At 72.1% G+C, this 17840-nt stretch carries 16 protein-coding genes; 10 read left to right on the forward strand and 6 right to left on the reverse strand.

Features of this window, described 5'->3' with window-relative positions:
* Positions 1 to 104: 104 nt before the first annotated feature.
* Positions 105 to 746 carry a phosphate signaling complex protein PhoU gene (gene phoU / locus GA0074704_RS00220; RefSeq protein WP_088973347.1) on the forward strand — a complete coding sequence of 214 codons (642 nt, stop codon included), beginning with the start codon at positions 105 to 107 and terminating at the stop codon, positions 744 to 746.
* A gap of 54 nt (positions 747 to 800) precedes the next feature.
* On the opposite strand, the gene GA0074704_RS00225 is transcribed toward phoU, so the two are convergent.
* Positions 801 to 1568: a phosphoglyceromutase gene (locus GA0074704_RS00225; RefSeq protein ID WP_088968613.1), complete on the reverse strand. Its 768-nt coding sequence runs from the start codon at positions 1566 to 1568 to the stop codon at positions 801 to 803.
* 151 nt (positions 1569 to 1719) lie between these two features.
* Between GA0074704_RS00225 and GA0074704_RS00230 the strand changes: the two genes are divergently transcribed.
* Positions 1720 to 3048, forward strand: coding sequence for an MDR family MFS transporter (locus GA0074704_RS00230; protein WP_088968614.1), 1329 nt, complete (start codon positions 1720 to 1722; stop codon positions 3046 to 3048).
* Between the two features lie 588 nt (positions 3049 to 3636).
* On the opposite strand, the gene GA0074704_RS29910 is transcribed toward GA0074704_RS00230, so the two are convergent.
* The 3 genes from GA0074704_RS29910 to mshA all read right to left on the reverse strand — a co-directional run bounded on the left by GA0074704_RS29910 (position 3637) and on the right by mshA (position 6817).
* A complete protein-coding gene (locus tag GA0074704_RS29910; protein ID WP_331716661.1) occupies positions 3637 to 4671 on the reverse strand; it encodes a hypothetical protein in 1035 nt (344 codons plus the stop codon).
* 184 nt (positions 4672 to 4855) lie between these two features.
* Positions 4856 to 5407 (reverse strand): type III secretion system chaperone family protein, encoded by a 552-nt coding sequence (locus GA0074704_RS00240; RefSeq protein ID WP_088968616.1) that lies wholly within the window; start codon positions 5405 to 5407, stop codon positions 4856 to 4858.
* Positions 5408 to 5452: 45 nt separating this feature from the next.
* Positions 5453 to 6817 (reverse strand): D-inositol-3-phosphate glycosyltransferase, encoded by a 1365-nt coding sequence (mshA, locus tag GA0074704_RS00245; protein WP_088968617.1) that lies wholly within the window; start codon positions 6815 to 6817, stop codon positions 5453 to 5455.
* 207 nt (positions 6818 to 7024) lie between these two features.
* On the opposite strand from mshA, the gene GA0074704_RS00250 reads away from it, so the two are divergent.
* Positions 7025 to 7792 carry an SDR family NAD(P)-dependent oxidoreductase gene (locus GA0074704_RS00250; protein ID WP_088968618.1) on the forward strand — a complete coding sequence of 256 codons (768 nt, stop codon included), beginning with the start codon at positions 7025 to 7027 and terminating at the stop codon, positions 7790 to 7792.
* Between the two features lie 22 nt (positions 7793 to 7814).
* Positions 7815 to 8597, forward strand: coding sequence for a class I SAM-dependent methyltransferase (locus GA0074704_RS00255; RefSeq protein WP_231926714.1), 783 nt, complete (start codon positions 7815 to 7817; stop codon positions 8595 to 8597).
* A 99-nt stretch (positions 8598 to 8696) separates the two neighbouring features.
* On the opposite strand, the gene GA0074704_RS00260 is transcribed toward GA0074704_RS00255, so the two are convergent.
* Positions 8697 to 9800 carry an IS30 family transposase gene (locus GA0074704_RS00260; RefSeq protein ID WP_088968620.1) on the reverse strand — a complete coding sequence of 368 codons (1104 nt, stop codon included), beginning with the start codon at positions 9798 to 9800 and terminating at the stop codon, positions 8697 to 8699.
* A gap of 85 nt (positions 9801 to 9885) precedes the next feature.
* Positions 9886 to 10920 carry a UDP-N-acetylmuramate dehydrogenase gene (locus tag GA0074704_RS00265; protein ID WP_377472371.1) on the reverse strand — a complete coding sequence of 345 codons (1035 nt, stop codon included), beginning with the start codon at positions 10918 to 10920 and terminating at the stop codon, positions 9886 to 9888.
* Between the two features lie 125 nt (positions 10921 to 11045).
* Between GA0074704_RS00265 and GA0074704_RS00270 the strand changes: the two genes are divergently transcribed.
* The 6 genes from GA0074704_RS00270 to GA0074704_RS00295 all read left to right on the forward strand — a co-directional run bounded on the left by GA0074704_RS00270 (position 11046) and on the right by GA0074704_RS00295 (position 17631).
* Positions 11046 to 11801, forward strand: a complete 756-nt coding sequence (locus tag GA0074704_RS00270; RefSeq protein ID WP_088973348.1) for a maleylpyruvate isomerase N-terminal domain-containing protein — start codon at positions 11046 to 11048, stop codon at positions 11799 to 11801.
* Positions 11802 to 12004: 203 nt separating this feature from the next.
* Positions 12005 to 13318 (forward strand): ABC transporter substrate-binding protein, encoded by a 1314-nt coding sequence (locus GA0074704_RS00275; RefSeq protein ID WP_088968622.1) that lies wholly within the window; start codon positions 12005 to 12007, stop codon positions 13316 to 13318.
* Between the two features lie 72 nt (positions 13319 to 13390).
* Positions 13391 to 14377, forward strand: coding sequence for a carbohydrate ABC transporter permease (locus GA0074704_RS00280; RefSeq protein WP_088968623.1), 987 nt, complete (start codon positions 13391 to 13393; stop codon positions 14375 to 14377).
* Positions 14377 to 15210, forward strand: a complete 834-nt coding sequence (locus GA0074704_RS00285; RefSeq protein ID WP_088968624.1) for a carbohydrate ABC transporter permease — start codon at positions 14377 to 14379, stop codon at positions 15208 to 15210. Before GA0074704_RS00280 ends, GA0074704_RS00285 begins: the two co-directional genes overlap by 1 nt.
* Positions 15207 to 16586 carry a GH1 family beta-glucosidase gene (locus GA0074704_RS00290; RefSeq protein ID WP_088968625.1) on the forward strand — a complete coding sequence of 460 codons (1380 nt, stop codon included), beginning with the start codon at positions 15207 to 15209 and terminating at the stop codon, positions 16584 to 16586. Before GA0074704_RS00285 ends, GA0074704_RS00290 begins: the two co-directional genes overlap by 4 nt.
* Before the next feature lie 19 nt (positions 16587 to 16605).
* On the forward strand, positions 16606 to 17631 hold the full coding sequence (locus GA0074704_RS00295; RefSeq protein WP_088968626.1) for a LacI family DNA-binding transcriptional regulator: 1026 nt from the start codon (positions 16606 to 16608) through the stop codon (positions 17629 to 17631).
* Positions 17632 to 17840: the final 209 nt, after the last annotated feature.

Raw genomic sequence — 17840 nt, forward strand, 5'->3', positions numbered from 1 at the left:
TCGGTCCGCTCCCCCGGCCTACCGTTGGGCCGCACCTGCTCAACCCCCGTGCGCCGGGACCCGCACCCGTCGGGCCGGCAGCCACCGACGTACAGGACGTGATGATGCGCGACGAGTTCCGAGCCGACCTCCAGATCGTCAGCCAGCTGCTGGTCGACATGGCCGAGGGGGTGCGCACCGCCATGGGGCACGCCACCCGGGCCCTGCTCACCGCCGACCGGCAGGCGGCCGAGACGGTGATCGCGCAGGACGCCGAGATCGACGGGCTCTACCGGCACGTCGAGGAGCGGGTCTGCGACCTGCTGGCCCGGCAGGCCCCGGTCGCCTCCGACCTGCGCGCCATGATCACCGCGCTGCACGTCGCCGCCGACATCGAGCGGATGGGCGACCTGGCCGAGCACGTCGCCAAGACGGCGCTGCGCCGCCACCCGTCCCCGGCGGTTCCGGCCGAGCTGCGCAGCGTCTTCACCGACATGGCCGGGATCGCCGACCGGATGGCCGAGAAGATCGGCAAGGTGCTGGCCAAGCCCGACGCCGACCTCGCCGCCGAGCTGGACCACGACGACGACGCCATGGACGACCTGCACAAGAGCCTCTTCGGGGTGCTGCTCAGCGACGACTGGCCGTACGGGGTGGAGACGGCGATCGACGCCACCCTGCTGGGGCGCTTCTACGAGCGCTTCGCCGACCACGCGGTCAACGCCGGCGAGCACGTCGTATACCTGATCACCGGCCAGGCCGCCTGAGCCGACGAAGGGGCCCCTCGTCCACGCGACGAGGGGCCCCATCCCGGCTTCGGGTCAGCGGCCCTGGTTGGCCACCGCGGCGGCGGCCGCCTTGGCGGCCTCCGGGTCCAGGTAGGTCCCGCCGAGGACCTGCGGCCGCAGGTGCGGGTCCAGGTCGTAGCGCAGCGGGATCCCGGTCGGGATGTTCAGCTTGGCGATCGCCTCGTCGGAGATCTGGTCGAGGTGCTTGACCAGGGCGCGCAGCGAGTTGCCGTGCGCGGCCACCAGCACCGTCCGGCCGGCCAGGATGTCCGGCACGATCGAGTCGTACCAGTAGGGCAGCATCCGCTCGACGACGTCCTTGAGGCACTCGGTACGCGGCATCAGCTCGGTCGGCAGCAGCGCGTACCGGGGGTCGCCGACCTGGGAGAACTCGTCGTCGTCGGCGATCGGCGGCGGCGGCGTGTCGTACGACCGGCGCCAGAGCATGAACTGCTCCTCGCCGTACTCGTCGAGGGTCTGCTTCTTGTTCTTGCCCTGGAGGGCGCCGTAGTGCCGCTCGTTGAGCCGCCACGACCGGCGCACCGCGATCCAGTGCCGGTCGGCGGCGTTGAGCGCCAGTTCGGCGGTGCGGATCGCCCGGCGCATCACGCTGGTGTGCACGACGTCCGGCAGCAGGCCGTGCTCGCGGAGCAGCTCGCCGCCGCGCCGGGCCTCCGCCTCCCCCTTGGCGGTCAGGTCGACGTCGACCCAGCCGGTGAAGAGGTTCTTCGCGTTCCAGTCGCTCTCGCCGTGCCGCAGCAGGACCAGCGTCCCGATGGTGGGCCCTTCGCTCGCAGTCATACGGATCATCCTGCCGCACGCGGCCTGCGGACACGCGGGCAGTGGTCGTGACGACCACCACGTGGAAAACCCCATGACCGGCCGGCGGCCCCGGCACTAAGTTGTAAGGCGCTCGAACCTGAGCGGTCATTACGGGGAGCGGGGGCACGGCGTGCGGACGATGCGGGGATGGTTCCGGGACACCACGGGCGGACTGCCGAGGACCTTCTGGTACCTGTGGACCGGCACCCTGATCAACCGGCTCGGCTCGTTCGTCCTGGTCTTCCTGGCCATCTACCTCACCCAGGCGCGGCACTTCTCCGCCGCCCAGGCCGGCCTGGTGATCGGACTGTGGGGCGTCGGCGGGGCGGTCGGCACCACCCTCGGCGGCACCCTCACCGACCGCTGGGGGCGGCGGCCCACCCTGCTCACCGCCCACCTCGGCGCGGCCACCATGATGCTGGCCCTCGGCCTGGCCCGACCGCTCTGGGCGGTCGCCGTGGGCGCGCTGCTGCTCGGCATGTTCGCCGAGGCGGCCCGCCCGGCGTTCGGCGCGATGATGATCGACGTGGTGCCGGAGAAGGACCGGCTGCGCGCCTTCTCGCTCAACTACTGGGCGATCAACCTCGGGTTCGCCTGCGCGGCTGTCCTCGCCGGGCTCGCCGCCGAGGCCGGCTACCTGCTGCTCTTCGTGGTCGACGCGGCCACCACCCTGGTCACCGCTCTGATCATCTTCTTCCGGGTGGGCGAGACCCGGACCATCCGGGTCGGCACCCCCGCCGCCGCCCCGGTCCGCGGAGGCGCGCTGCGCGTGATCGCCACCGACCGGGTCTTCCTCGGCTTCGTGGCGCTCAACCTCTTCGGCGCGCTGGTCTTCCTCCAGCACATCTCGATGCTGCCGATCGCGATGAGCGACGCCGGCCTCTCCCCGGCGACGTACGGCTCGGTGATCGCCCTCAACGGCCTGCTGATCGTGGCCGGGCAGCTCTTCGTGCCCCGGCTGATCCGCGGCCGCAGCCGCTCCCACGTGCTCGCCCTGGCGGCCGTGGTGATGGGCGTCGGCTTCGGGCTGACCGCGCTCGCGGACAGCGTCTGGTTCTACGGCCTGACCGTGCTGATCTGGACCCTCGGCGAGATGCTCAACTCGCCCTCCAACGCCACGCTGATCGCCGAACTCTCCCCCGCCGAGCTGCGCGGCCGCTACCAGGGCGCCTTCTCCCTCTCCTGGCAGGTGGCCGGGGCCGCCGCCCCGGTCCTCGGCGGCCTGGTCCGCGAGCAGGCCGGCGACCGCGCGCTCTGGCTGAGCTGCCTGGTGATCGGCCTGCTGATGGCGGCCGGCCACCTGATCTCCGGCCCGGCCCGGGAGCGCCGGGCCGCCCAGCTCCGCACCCCCGCCGCGCCGGTCGAGCCGGTCACCGCCCGCCGGGCGCCGGTCCCGGAGGTGGCCGAGGCCGCCGCCATCGCACCCGCCGAGCCCATCCCGGCCGGCACCACCACCTGAGTACGCCCACCCGCCCTGGGAACGGCGGGCGTCCGCCCTCCGGGCCGCGCAGTGCCAGCCGCCAAGATCACGCTGTATCCAGGATGTAGTGCCTGCTCTCGTCCATGAGGCCACTACATCCTGGATCGAGCACGATCATGGTGGCGTCAGCACGGTGGGGCGGTGGTGGTTCGGGGTGGGCGCGCTGAGGGCGGAAGAAGCCGGCGGAACCCGCCGGAACGGGCCGAGCGCCCACCTCGACCCCCGTCGTGGTGGGCGCTCGCCCGAACACCCGGCGGCGGCGGGCGACACTCACCCCCGTAAGCGTCGCCCGCTCGCGCCGCCGGTACCACGGGTGGCACCGTCCCCCAACGGTGTGCTCCACCCGTTCCTTGCGCCTCGCCTGGTGCACGGATCTGATCGATCCGCCGCTCCCCCGAACGTTTCCAAGCGTGGCGCGGTGCAATAAAGTTAGTTCGCCCCGGATTCCGGATTCAACCTGGATCGCTGTCTCGCCGGTCACAACACCGGCGTCCGGATCGCGCTCCCGTCATCTCGGGGTCCTCGTCGGGCAACACGCGTCTACCCGTCGGGCATTCCCGCAAACACTCAGGCGTCGGCCCGATCGGGTGACTCCGTACGGAAGAAGTTGCTCTGCCGGCCGTCCCGCAGCTGCTCCTGGTAGATCAGGTTCAGCCGGCGCGCGTCGAACGTCCGGAACCAGTCGTCCCAGCTGATCTCCCGGATCCGGCCGCTCTCCCGGTAGCCCGGGATGTTGAAGGTCAGCACGCCCGGCCGACCCTCGCGTTCGGTGCCCGCGATGGTCGCCGGCCTGGCGTTGCGGGCCCGCGCCCAGCGCTGGATCACCTCGTGGTTCGCCGTCACCAGGCTCCGGCCCGGCCGCTCCGGCCGGTCCGCGACCGAGGTGATCTGCTGCGAGGAGCGCACCGACCGGGCCGTCGCCGAGCCGGTCCGGACGGCGGCGCGGGCCGGCCCAGCCGTACCCCCGGCCGCCCGCTTCGCCGGCGCCGTCCTGGCCCGCGACGGCGCGGCCTTCGCGCGGGACGGCGCGGCCTTCGCGCGCGACGGCGCGGCCTTCGCGCGCGACGGCGCGGCCTTCGCGCGCGACGGCGCGGCCTTCGCGCGCGACGGCGCGGCCTTCGCGCGCGACGGCGCGGCCTTCGCGCGCGACGGCGCGGCCTTCGCGCGCGACGGCGCGGCCTTCGCGCGCGACGGCGCGGCCTTCGCGCGCGACGGCGCGGCCTTCGCCGAGGCCCTCGCCGGCGCCGCCTTCGCCTTGGCCGGCGCCGCCTTCGACCGGGATGGGGCGGGCCTGGTCCGCGCCGCCGGAGCGGCCTTCGCCCGCGCGGGCGACGCCTTCGCCCGGCTGGTCGTCGCCCGGGCCCGGGTGGCGGCCGGCGCCGCCTTCTTCCGCGCCGCGGTCGTACGCTTCGCCGCGCCCGTCGTCTTCCTGGCTCCCGGCGCACGTCCCGCCGGGCCGGTGGCCTTGCGCGCCGCCCCGCCCTGGCGTCCCTCCGAACGCAGCGTCCGCGCCAGCGTCTTCACCAGCTCGGGCTTGCGCAGCGCCGAGATGCCGGGGACCCCCCGGCGACGCAGCTGCCCGCGGATGTCGTCCACCCGCATCCGGGAGATCTCCGACTCGGAGACGCCCGGAGTGTTCGGGGTCTGGTTGCCCGCCTGCCGCCTGGTGCTGGTCGCAGTCCCGCCGCGACCTGAGCTGTTCCGCTGAGCCATGTCACGCTCCTCGACAGTCCGTCCTCGGCGCGCGATCGGTCCCACTGCCGCACCGCGCGGTGCGGCATACCCGTCAGGACGGGTCCGAACCACCGGAGGCGGCGGGCGCCGGATCGGCCTGCGGGCCCGCACCGGAGGGCTCGAAGAGGTGCGCGAAGGCGGCGAGGTTGGCGGTGGACTCCCCGCGCTTGACCCGCCACTCCCACTCGCGCCGGATCGCCGTGCCGAAGCCGATCTCCAGCATCGTGTCGAAGGACTCGTCGGCGTACGTCAGCACGGCCCCGAGCAGCCGGTCCAGCTCGTCGGCGTCCACCCCGGCCAGGTTCACCCGACCGGTCAGGTAGACGTCGCCGACGGAGTCGATCGAGAACGACACCCCGTACATCCGGGCGTTGCGCTGGAGCAGCCAGGCCCAGAGCTCCTCGCGGCGCTCGTCCGGCTGGCGCATCACGAACGCCTCGACCCGCAGCGCGTGCTCACCCACGATCAGGTTGCAGACCGTCTTCAGCTTGTGGGTGCCGGGCAGGGTGACCGCGTACGACCCCTCGCCGGTGGCCTCCCACTCCAGCTCCCGTTCGGCGCAGACCGACTCGATCAGGGTGGCCACTTCGCTCTTCGCGCTCATCCGGACCACTCTACGGTCGCCGCCGGCCGGCCGCCCGACGCCGGCTCACCAGGAGCAGGAGAGGGCGGCGTCGCCGCACAGTTGGGTGGCGAACCGGCTCCGGTGCTCGGCGATCGCCTCGCCGTAGACCGCGAGCAGTCCCGAGACGGTGCGCTGCCAGGAGAAGTTGCGGGCGTGCCGCTCGGCGCCCCGGGACAGCTCGACCCGGCGGCCCCGGTCCGGCAGCAGCCGGGACAGCGTACGGGCCCAGTCGTCCGGGTCGTGGCTGTCCACGAGCACCCCGCTGACCCCGTCCCGGACGGCGGTGACCAGGCCGCCGCGGGCCGCGGCGAGCACCGGGGTGCCGCAGGCCTGCGCCTCCAGCGCCACCAGCCCGAACGACTCGTTGTGCGAGGGCACCGCCACCACGTCGGCGGCCCGGTACAGCGCCGGCAGGTCGTCGCCGGTGCGCGGCGGCAGGAAGCACACCCGGTCGGTGACGCCCAGCGAGGCGGCCAGCTCGATCAGGGCGGTCGGCCGGTCCAGCCCGCTACCGCTGGGCCCGCCGCAGATCACCACGGTCACCTGGTCGGCGAGCCGGGGGTCGCGCCGCCGCAGCGCGGCGACCGCCCGGATCAGCACGTCGGGGGCCTTGAGCGGCTGGATCCGGCCGACGAAGGCCACCACGTACCCGTCGGTGGGCAGGCCCAGCCGGCGGCGGGCGGCGAGCGCCGCGGCCTGCCGGTCCCCGGCGGGCGGGCGGAACCGGTCCAGGTCGACGCCCGGCTCCACCACGGCGACCCGGTCCGGGTCGGCGTCGTAGCGGTCGAGCAGGTCGCGGGCCTCGACCCGGGTGTTGGCGACCAGCCGGTCGGCCTCGGCGACCACCTGCTCCTCGCCGATCACCCGCGCCTTCGGCTCGGGCCGGTCGCCGGCGGCGAGCTGGCTGTTCTTCACCTTGGCCAGGGTGTGCGCGGTGTGCACCAGCGGCACGCCCCAGCGCTCCTTGGCCAGCCAGCCGACCTGGCCGGAGAGCCAGTAGTGCGAGTGGATCAGGTCGTAGTGGCCGGGCGGCCGGGCCGCCTCGGCGCGCAGCACGCCGGCGGTGAACGCGCAGAGCTGGCCGGGCAGCTCCTCCTTGGTCAGCCCCTCCAGCGGCCCGGAGGTGATGTGCCGGACGTGCACGCCGGGCGCCATCTCGACCACCGGGGGCAGGTCACCGGAGGTGGCCCGGGTGAAGATCTCCACCTCGACGTTGGCCTCGGCCATCCGGCGGGCCACCTCGAGGATGTAGACGTTCATCCCGCCCGCGTCGCCGGTGCCCGGCTGGTGCAGCGGCGAGGTGTGCACCGAGAGAGTGGCGATGCGCCGGGGCCGGGGCCACGGCAGGGCACCTCGCTGACGACCCACACCGGCGTGCTGTTCCGCCACGTCCGCTCCTCTTGTCACGGTTGATGCCGTCCCGCACGACCGGCGCTTCTCGGTCAACCTCTACGCCGGATGTCATCTTCCCCATCGGGCTTCGGAAATGCGTACGGGCGGGGCACCGGTCGTGACGGACCTCATCCCGGCCGGGCCCCGACCGGCCGCGCGGGACCGGCCGCGCGGGACCGTCGGGGCGGGGGCGAGAATGGTCCGATGACCTCTGTCGCGATCGTCACCGGTGCGTCCAGCGGGATCGGGGCGGCCACCGCCCGCCGGCTCGCCGCCGAGGGCTTCCACCTGCTCGCCGCCGCGCGGCGTACCGACCGGCTGGCCGGCCTGGTCGCCGAGATCGAGGCGGCCGGCGGCACCGCCACCGCCGTCGGCTGCGACGTCACGTCGGACGAGTCGGTGGCCGAACTGGCCGCCGCGGCCGCCGCCGCGCCCGGACCGGTCACCCTGCTGGTCAACAACGCCGGCGGCGCGCGCGGGCTGGACCCGGTCGAGTCCGGCGCGATCGGCGACTGGCAGTGGATGTACGACGTCAACGTGCTCGGCACGCTCCGGGTCACCCAGACACTGCTGCCGGCGCTGGAGGCGTCCGGCGCCGGGACCATCGTGATCGTCAGCTCCACGGCGGGTTTCACGCCGTACGAGGGCGGCGGCGGCTACGTCGCGGCCAAGCACGCGCAGACCGCCATCGCCGGCACGCTGCGGCTGGAGCTGTCCGGCCGCCCGGTGCGGGTGATCGAGATCGACCCCGGGATGGTGAAGACCGACGAGTTCGGCCTGGTCCGCTTCGGTGGCGACGCGGAGAAGGCCGCGGCCGTCTACGCCGGGGTGGCCGAGCCGCTGGTCGCCGACGACGTGGCGGACTGCATCGCCTGGTGCGCCACCCGTCCGCACCACGTCAACGTGGACCGGCTGGTCGTCCGCCCGCTGGCCCAGGCCGCCCAGCACAAGGTGCACCGGGTCCACCAGTGAGGTGCGCGGAGTGGGCCCGGCGGTGAGACCGCAGGGGGTCGTCACCCGGGGTACGACCAACCCGAACCGCCTGCGGCGGGTGGACAACTGGATCGTCCGTACCTGTGGCGAACTGCTCCGGGACGCGGCCGACCCGCTCGTGGTCGACCTGGGCTACGGCGCCACCCCGGTCACCGCGGTCGAGCTGCGGGCCCGGCTGGCCGCCCGGGTACGCCCCGACGTCCGGCTGGTCGGCCTGGAGATCGACCCGGCGCGGGTGGCCGCCGCCGCGCCGGTCGCCGATCCGCCCGGGCTCACCTTCGCCCGGGGCGGTTTCGAGCTGGCCGGGCTGCGTCCCGCCCTGGTCCGCGCGTTCAACGTGCTCCGCCAGTACGACGAGAGCGAGGTCCCGGCCGCCTGGGCCACCGTCACCGACCGGCTGGCCCCCGGGGGCGTGCTGGTCGAGGGGACCTGCGACGAGCTGGGCCGGCTCGGCAGCTGGGTGCTGCTGGACGCCACCGGCCCGCGTACGCTCACCCTGGCCGCGAAGCTGACCACCCTGACCAGCCCCGCCGAGCTGGCCGAACGCCTGCCCAAGGCGCTGATCCACCGCAACGTCCCCGGCGAGCGGATCCACGACCTGATCCGCGCCCTCGACGACGCCTGGCACGCCGCCGCCGGCTACGCCCCCTTCGGCCCCCGGGACCGCTGGACCCGCACGGTGACCGCGGTCAAGGAATCCGGCTGGCCCATCCAGGGCCGCCCCCACCACTGGCGCCACGGCACCCTGACCCTCCCCTGGCCCGCCGTAACCCCCACCCCCTGAACGCCCCACCCACCCCACCCCGGACCCCCACCCCGACGCGCGTTGATCATGAAGTTAGCGGCAGTTTCGGAGGGCGGGGTCAAGGGGTGAGTGCAATCGTTAGGCGGTGATGAGGTGAGCCAGACGCTGGGCTGGGGTGTTCCAGTCCAGCGTCTGTCGGGGGCGGGTGTTGAGTTCGTGGGCGACCTCGTCCAAGCCGTTCTGGTCGATGGTGCGGAAGTCGTAGCTGCTCTTGGGGAAGTACTGGCGTAGCAGCCCGTTGGTGTTTTCGTTGGTGCCGCGTTGCCAGGGGCTGTGGGGGTCGCAGAAGTAGACCGGGCAGCCGGTGGCGACGGTGAACACGGGGTGGGTGGCCATTTCCACGCCTTGGTCCCAGGTCAGCGACCGGCGCAGGTGCGTGGGCATGCGGGTGGCCAGGTTGGTGAGCACACCGATGACGGCTTCGCTGTCGCGGCCGTGGGGTAGGGCGCCGAGCATCACGTAACGGGTGGCTCGTTCCACCAGGGTCACGATCGCTGAGGCGCCGGCCTTGCCGATGACCAGGTCACCTTCCCAGTGCCCGGGCACCGCCCGGTCGGTGACCTCCGCGGGCCGGGTGCTGATGTGCAGGTCTGCGATCCAGGGCCGCCGACGGCGAGCGGCGCCCGCGGCACGTGACTGCGGACGCCGCTGGGTGCGTCCCGACCGTAGCGCTACCTGCCGGGTCAACTCGGCCCTCAGATTGCCTCGCGACTGCACGTAGATCGCCTGGTAGATCGTCTCGTGGGACACCTGCAACTCCGGCCGGTCGGCGAACGTGGCCCGCAACCACGCGGCGATCTGCTTCGGAGACCACCTACGGGCCAGTTTCCCCGCCACCACCTGCCGCAGCCGCGTACCGACCGCCAGCTTCGCCCTCGCCGGCCGCCGCCTGGCCGCGTCAGCCCGCCGCTGCGCCCACTGCGCCTGATAACCCCACCGATACGGGCGGCGCCCCCGCCCATGCGGCAGTGACCGCCCCAGCGGGTTCTTCGTCCCGTGCCGCGCACTGTTGTTCCGCGCCACCTCCCGCGACACCGTGCACACCGGCACCCCGAGAACCCCCGCGATCTGCGAGATCGTCCGACCAACCCCCCACAAATGCTCCAACACCTGCCGATGCCCGAACGTCAACACACCCGGCCTCGCCACCAGCACCTCCAGCCCAACCAAGATCAGTTGCACTGAAGCCTAGAAACCGCCAGATCCACATCGCCGCCAACTTCATGATCAACGGGGTTCAGGTGGGGGCGGTGGGATCCCCGAGGGGTCAGATGGTGCAGTTGATGAGGACGGGTTCGGGGTGGAGGGTTACGCCGAAGCGGGCGTGGACGCCGTCTCTGATCTCTCTGGCCAGGGCCACCAGGGCGGCGGTGCTGGTGCCGCCGGCGCGGTTGGTCAGGGCGAGGGTGTGTTTGGTGGAGATGGCGGTGCCCTCGGGGCCGGGGTGGCCCTTGGTGAAGCCGGCCTTGTCGATCAGCCAGGCGGCGCTGACCTTGACCAGGTCGCCGGGACAGGGCCAGGAGGGCGGCTCGGCGATGTCGGCGGCCCGCTCGCGGAGCAGCTGGTACGCCTCCCGGTCGAGCACCGGGTTGGTGAAGAACGAGCCGACCGACCAGGTGTCCGGGTCGGCCGCGTCCAGCACCATGCCCTTGCCGGCGCGCAGCCGCAGCACGGTGGCCCGGGCGTCGGCCAGCGGCACCCGGTCACCCACCTCGACGCCGAGCGAACGGGCCAGCTCGGCGTAGCGGACCGGGCCGGAGAGCGGGGAGCGGGCCAGCCGGAAGTCGACCGAGAGCACCACCCACCGGTCGCTGTACTTGAAGATGCTGGACCGGTACGCGAAGCCGCAGTCCGCCGCGTCGATCCGGCCGACGGTGCCGTCGGTGCGGTCGTACACCTGGACGCCGACGATGGTCTCGGCGACCTCCTGGCCGTACGCGCCGACGTTCTGGATCGGGGTGGCGCCGGCCGAGCCGGGGATGCCGGAGAGGCACTCCACGCCGGACCAGCCGTTGGCGACGGTGGCGGCGACCAGGTCGTCCCACGGCTCGCCGGCCTCGACGCGTACGGTGACGGTCTCGGCGTCCTCGGCGACCACCCGCAGGCCCCGGGAGCGGACCAGCACCACCGTGCCAGGGAAGCCCTGGTCCCCGATCACCACGTTGCTGCCACCCGCGAGGATGAGGACGGGTTCGTCCCGCTGCTGCGCCTCCTGCACCTTGTGTACGATTTCGTCGGCGCTGGCGGCGGTGACCAGCCGGCCCGCCGGGCCACCCAGGCGCAGGGTGGTGTACCGGGCCAGCGGGTCACCGTTCGGGCGGGCGTCGGCTGTCGGATGGGCGTAGACGTCTGACACGCCTTTCACCCTAGGCTGAGGGGAAGCCGCGGCACCCACTGGTGGCCGGGTCACCCCCGGGAGGAATGGCGATGAGCAGACTGCAGGGCAGTAAGGACTTCTGGATCGGCGCGCTGCGGGTGGAGGGCCCGGCGTTCGCCGCCGCCGTGGCAGAGGCCCCGCCGGAGACCCCGGTGCTCTCCTGTCCCGGCTGGACGGTCACCGACCTCACCCTGCACATCACCCGGGCTTACACCTGGGCGCAGACCGCGGTGAACGCGGGCACCGCCACCAGGCCGGAACGGCACGACCCGGAGCTGCCAGCCGGGCTGACCCCGGTGCAGTGGTACCGCCAGGAGTACGACCGGCTGATGGCGCTCTTCGACGGGCTGGACCCGGAGGCGCCGGCGTGGAACTTCGCGCCGCAGCCGAAGCGGGCCGGCTTCTGGCCCCGCCGGATGGCCCTGGAGACCGCCGTGCACCGCTGGGACGCGCAGCTGGCCATCGCGGCGGGCGAGCCGATCGAGGCGAAGCTCGCCGCCGACGGGGTGAGCGAGGTGCTGGACACCTGGCTGCCGGCCGGTCGCCGGGTGAAGCCGGGGCAGTGGCACGGGGTGGTGCAGCTGACCGCGACGGACGCCGCGCAGGACTGGTTCCTCCGGCTGCGGGGCGAGGGCGTGGCGCTGCTGGACACCGCCACCATCCTCGACCACGACGACCACCACGCCCGGGTGCAGGTCACCGGCACCGCGAGCGACCTGCTGCTGGCCCTGATGGGCCGGGTGGGCTTCGACGCCGTCGGGGTGACCGGGGACCGGGGTCTGCTGGACGGCCTGCGGGTGGGCTGACCACAGGCGTACCCCCTCGATGCCACCGCCGGGGTGGCCCGCCGTCCGGCGGGCCACCCCGAGCCGTTCGGTGGGTCTTCGGTAACGGTCTGAGAGCGCTCTCTTGACAGGAGCCTGAGCAGGCACCACCCTTTCGTGAGAGCGCTCTCTCAGCTACTCGCACCACCTCCACCACCCACAGACTCAGAGGGGTCAGATAAGAGATGGCAACCTTCTCGCGCCGTCGCCTCGCGGCGGTCGCCCTCGTCGCCGCCACCGCGCTGCTCTCCACCACCGCATGCGGCGGTGGCGACGACGACGATGCCAGCGCCGGCGGTCCGGTCACCCTGACCGTCGACGTGTTCGGCCAGTTCGGCTACGACGAGCTCTACAAGGAATACATGGCCAGCCACCCCAACGTGAAGATCGTTGAGCGGGGCACCGGCAGCAACCTCGACGAGTACTCCCCGAAGCTGACCCAGTGGCTGGCCGCCGGGAAGGGCGCCGGTGACATCGTCGCGATCGAGGAGGGTCTGCTGGTCGAGTACAAGGCCAACCCGCAGAACTTCGTCAACCTGCTCGACCACGGCGCCGCCGACCTCAAGGGCAACTTCCTCGACTGGAAGTGGAACCAGGGCCTGACCGCCGACGGCAAGCAGCTGATCGGCCTCGGCACCGACGTCGGCGGCATGGCGATGTGCTACCGCAAGGACCTCTTCGCCAAGGCCGGCCTGCCCACCGAGCGGGACCAGGTCTCCAAGCTCTGGCCGACGTGGCAGGACTACATCAAGGTCGGCGAGCAGTTCAAGGCGAAGAACACCGGCGCGTCGTTCCTGGACGCCGCGACCAACACGTTCAACACCATCCTGCTCCAGACCGCCGGCAACACCTCCGGCTACAGCTACTACGACACCAGCAACAACCTGGTCGTCGACAGCAACCCGGCGGTCAAGCAGGCGTACGACACCACCATGGACATCATCGACTCGGGGCTCTCCGGCAAGTACGGCTCCTGGTCGGAGGAGTGGGTCTCCGCCTTCAAGCAGTCCAAGTTCGCCACCATCGCCTGCCCGGCGTGGCTGACCGGTGTCATCGAGGGCAACGCCGGCCCGGCGGCCAAGGGCAAGTGGGACGTCGCCGACGTGCCCGGTGACGGCGGCAACTGGGGCGGCTCCTTCCTCGCCGTGCCCAAGCAGAGCAAGCACCAGGCCGAGGCGATCGAGCTGGCCAAGTTCCTGACCAGCGCCAAGGGTCAGATCGGCGCGTTCAAGGCCAAGGGCCCGCTGCCCTCGTCGCCGCAGGCCCTGGAGGACCCGGCGATCGTCGACTCGAAGAACCCGTACTTCTCCGACGCCCCGGTCGGCAAGATCTTCGCCGCCGGTGCCAAGGACCTGAAGCCGGTGTACATGGGTCCGAAGAACCAGGCCGTGCGTACCGAGGTGGAGAACGCCGTCCGCACCGTCGAGTTGGGGCAGCGCAGCCCCGAACAGGGTTGGACCGACGCGGTGACCAACGCCAAGAAGGCCGCCGCCAAGTAGCGGAGAAGCCAGACGTGCGGGCGGGCCCCGGCAACGGGGTACCGCCCGCACGGCGGAAAGGAGTCCCGGGCCATGGCCGTCCAACTCGACGCCCGCCCGCCGGTCGTACCGGCGCACCGCACGCCCCGCCAATCTCGGCAGCACCGGCTCAGCCGGTTCGACACGAAGTACTCGCCCTACCTCTACATCGCGCCGTTCTTCCTGCTCTTCGGCGTGTTCGGGCTGTACCCCCTGATCTACACCTTCTGGGTCTCGCTGCACGACTGGGACCTGCTCGGCACCAACCCCGCCTTCATCGGGCTGGACAACTACACCGCCCTGATGGGTGACCCCGACTTCTGGCACGCGGTGGTCAACACCCTCGGCATCTTCGTCATCTCGACCGTCCCACAGCTGCTCCTGGCGCTCTGGCTGGCGAACCTGCTCAACCGCCAGCTGCGCGCCCGGACCACCTGGCGGATGGCGGTGCTGATCCCGAACGTCACCTCGACGGCCGCCGTGGCGATCGTGTTCGCGGTGCTCTTCGGCCGCGAGTTCGGCATGATCAACTGGCTGCTCGACCACGTCGGCATCGAAGCGATCAGCTGGAAGGCCAACCGGTTCGCCTCCTGGGTCGCCATCTCCACCATGGTCGACTGGCGGTGGACCGGCTACAACGCGCTGATCTTCCTGGCCGCCATGCAGGCCATCCCCCGCGACCTGTACGAATCCGCCTCGATCGACGGTGCGAGTCGATCGCGGCAGTTCTGGTCGATCACCGTGCCGCTGCTCAAGCCGACCATCGTCTTCGCGGTCATCATCTCCACCATCGGCGGCCTCCAGCTCTTCACCGAGCCCCGCCTCTTCAACTCCGGCACCAACGCCATCCGCGGCGGGCCGCTGCGCGAGTCGCAGACGGTGACCATGTACATGTTCGAGAACGCCTTCGCCCCGAACTACAACTTCGGTTACGGCTCGGCGGTCGCCTGGCTGCTCTTCGCGCTGATCGCGGTGGTCGCCGCCATCAACGTGCTGCTGCTGCGCCGGCTCGGCGGCGGCGCCCTGAAGGAGGACGCCTGATGTCCCGGATCTGGTCGGCCGGCCGGCTCACCTACCTGGCACTGGCCATAACAGCGCTCATGTCGATCTTCCCGATCTACTGGATGTTCGTGGTGGCCAGCCGGACCAGCGACGCGATGGGCCAGGTGCCGCCCCCGGTCACCCCCGGCGGCAACCTCGGCGCGAACATCGCCCGGCTGTTCGAGAACACCGACGCGTACTTCCTCACCGGCCTGATCAACTCGGCGATCGTGGCCACCTCGGTCACCGTGTCGGTGGTCTTCTTCTCCACCCTGGCCGGATTCGCCTTCGCCAAGCTGCGCTTCCGGGGTCGCAACGCCCTGCTGCTGGTGATCGTGGCGACGATGATGGTGCCAACCCAGCTCGGCGTCATCCCGCTGTACATGCTGATGACCAAGCTGAACTGGAACGACCGGCTGCCGGCGGTGATCGTGCCCGCCCTGGTCACCGGGTTCGGCGTGTTCATGATGCGCCAGTACGCCGGCCAGGCGGTCAGCACCGAGCTGATCGAGGCCGCCCGGATGGACGGCTGCAACAGCGCGCGGATCTACTGGAACGTGGTGCTGCCCGCGCTGCGCCCCGCCGCCGCGGTGCTCGGCCTGCTCACCTTCATGACCACCTGGAACGACTTCCTGTGGCCGTACGCGGTGCTCAACGACCCGGAGAACCCGACCGTGCAGCTGTCGCTGCGGGCCCTGTCGGACGGCTACTACCAGGACATGTCGCAGGTGTTCACCGGCACGGCCATCGCCACCCTGCCCCTGCTGCTGGTGTTCATCGTGTTCGGCCGCCAGATCATCGGCGGCATCATGGAAGGCGCGGTCAAGGCATGACTGAGTTCCGATTCCCCGAGGGCTTCGTCTGGGGGGCGGCCACCGCGGCCTACCAGATCGAGGGCGCCGCCACCGAGGACGGTCGCGGCCCGTCGATCTGGGACACCTTCAGCCGTACGCCCGGGAAGGTCTTCCAGGGGCACACCGGCGACGTCGCCTGCGACCACTACCACCGGTACGCCGCCGACGTGGCGATGATGGCGGACCTGGGGTTGAAGGCGTACCGGTTCTCGGTGGCCTGGCCGCGGATCCGCCCGGACGGCACCGGCCCGGTCAACCCCCGCGGGCTGGACTTCTACGACCGGCTGACCGACTGCCTGTTGCAGCACGGCATCGACCCGATCGTCACGCTCTACCACTGGGACCTGCCGCAGACGCTCCAGGACACCGGGGGCTGGACCGACCGGGAGACCGCCGAGCACTTCGCCGACTACGCGGTCGCGGTGCACGGCCGGCTCGGCGACCGGATCCGCACCTGGACCACGCTCAACGAGCCGTGGTGCTCGGCGTACCTCGGCTACGGCAACGGTGTGCACGCGCCCGGGGAGCAGGACGCGGGGGCGGCCTTCCGGGCCGTACACCATCTGCTGCTCGGCCACGGCCTGGCCGCCCGCGCGCTGCGCGCGGCCGGCGCGGAGGTCGTCGGGATCACCCTGAACCCGGCGGACGTCCGCCCGGCGGACCCGGACAGCGCGGCGGACGCCGACGCGGTCCGGCTGGTCGACGGCCTGCACAACCGGATCTTCCTCGACCCGCTGACCGGCGCCGGCTACCCGGAGGACGTGCTGGAGCATGTCTCCCGGCTGGTCGAGCCGGACTTCATCCGGGACGGGGACGAGAAGGTCATCGCCGCTCCGATCGACCTGCTGGGGATCAACTTCTACTCGCCCACCTACGTCGCCGGACGCCCCGGCGGCGCGGGGGCGAGCGCCTACCCGGGCACCGAGGGGTCGGTGGAGTTCCTGCCGCCGACGGGTCCGCTCACCGACATGGGTTGGATGATCGAACCGGCGGCGCTGACCCGGCTGCTGGAGCGGATCGGCCGGGACTACCCCGGCCTGCCGTTGATCATCACCGAGAACGGCGGGGCGTTCCCCGACAAGACGGCCACCGAGGGGCCGGACGACACCGGCTGGGTGGCCGACACCGATCGGGTGGCGTACCTCGACGGACACCTGCGCGCGGCACACGAGGCGATCGCCCGGGGGGTCGATCTGCGCGGGTATCTCGTATGGTCGTTGCTGGACAACTTCGAATGGGCCGAGGGTTACCGCAAGCGGTTCGGGATCGTCCACGTCGACTACCTGACCCAGCGACGCACACCGAAGGAGAGCGCCCGCTGGTACCAGGAGGTGATCGCCCGGAACGGGCTCTAGCAAGGTGGTGGTAACGGGGATGACGACCGCGCAGCGGCCGACGCTGGAGGCGGTGGCCCGACGGGCCGGGGTCTCCCGGGCCACGGTGTCCCGGGTGGTGAACGGGTCCACCACCGTCGCCGAGCCGATCCGCGAGGCGGTCCGCCGGGCGGTCGACGAACTGGGGTACGTGCCGAACCTCGCCGCCCGCAGCCTGGTCACCCAGCGGACCGACTCGGTGGCCCTGGTCATGCCGGAGGAGGCCACCCGGGTCTTCTCCGACGACCAGGTCTTCCCGGGCATCATCCGTGGGGTCAGCCAGGAGCTGGAGGCCGCCGACAAGCAGCTGGTGCTGATGCTGGCCGGGTCGGCGGCCGGGCACGAACGGGTCGAGCGGTACACCACCGGGCGGCACGTCGACGGGGTGCTCTTCGCCTCGCTGCACGGTGAGGACCCGCTGCCCGGCACGCTGTCCCGGCTGGGCATCCCGGTGGTCTGCGCGGGTCGGCCGCTCGACGGCGCGCAGGTGCCGTACGTCGACGTCGACAACGTCGGCGGGGTGACCCGGGCGGTACGCCACCTGATCGCCGACGGCCGCCGGCGGATCGCCACCATCGCCGGTCCGCAGGACATGGTCGCCGGCATCGAGCGGCTCACCGGTTACCGGCAGGCGGTGGCCGCGGCCGGGCTCGGCGAGCTGGTCGCGTACGGGGACTTCACCCGGGAGTCGGGCGCGGCGGCGATGCGCGAACTGCTCGCCGCCGACCCGGAGCTGGACGCGGTCTTCGCCGCGTCGGACCTGATGGCGCACGCCGCCCTGCGGACGCTCCGCGAGGCGGGGCGGCGGGTGCCGGAGGACGTCGCGATGATCGGCTTCGACGACATCGAGACGGCCGCCTACACCGATCCGCCGCTGACCACGGTGCGCTGGGAGATCGTGGAGCTGGGTCGGGCGATGACCCGCCAGCTCCTGCGGATGACGGCCGGCGAGCCGATCGACGAGGCGGAGATCCTCCCCACCGAACTGGTGGTCCGCGCCTCGGCCCGAGCGGGAGGCGTCCGATGATCGGACGCCTCCCGTCGGCCGAACCAGCCTGCACACCGCAACGAGCGATCACTTGTTGTGATTAGGACTCGACCCCCAACCCATGCCTGCCCAGCCTTTGCTCTGCTGCCACCCACGCAACAGTCACCCTTTGTGTTCGCTCGCGAATGCCGGGCGATTCCGCCCCCGAACGAAATCCCCTGACCAATGCCGGTGTTGCGTGGGCGGCA

Origin of the sequence: Micromonospora siamensis, from assembly GCF_900090305.1 — a bacterium.
In the GTDB taxonomy this organism is placed as follows: Bacteria; Actinomycetota; Actinomycetes; order Mycobacteriales; family Micromonosporaceae; genus Micromonospora; species Micromonospora siamensis.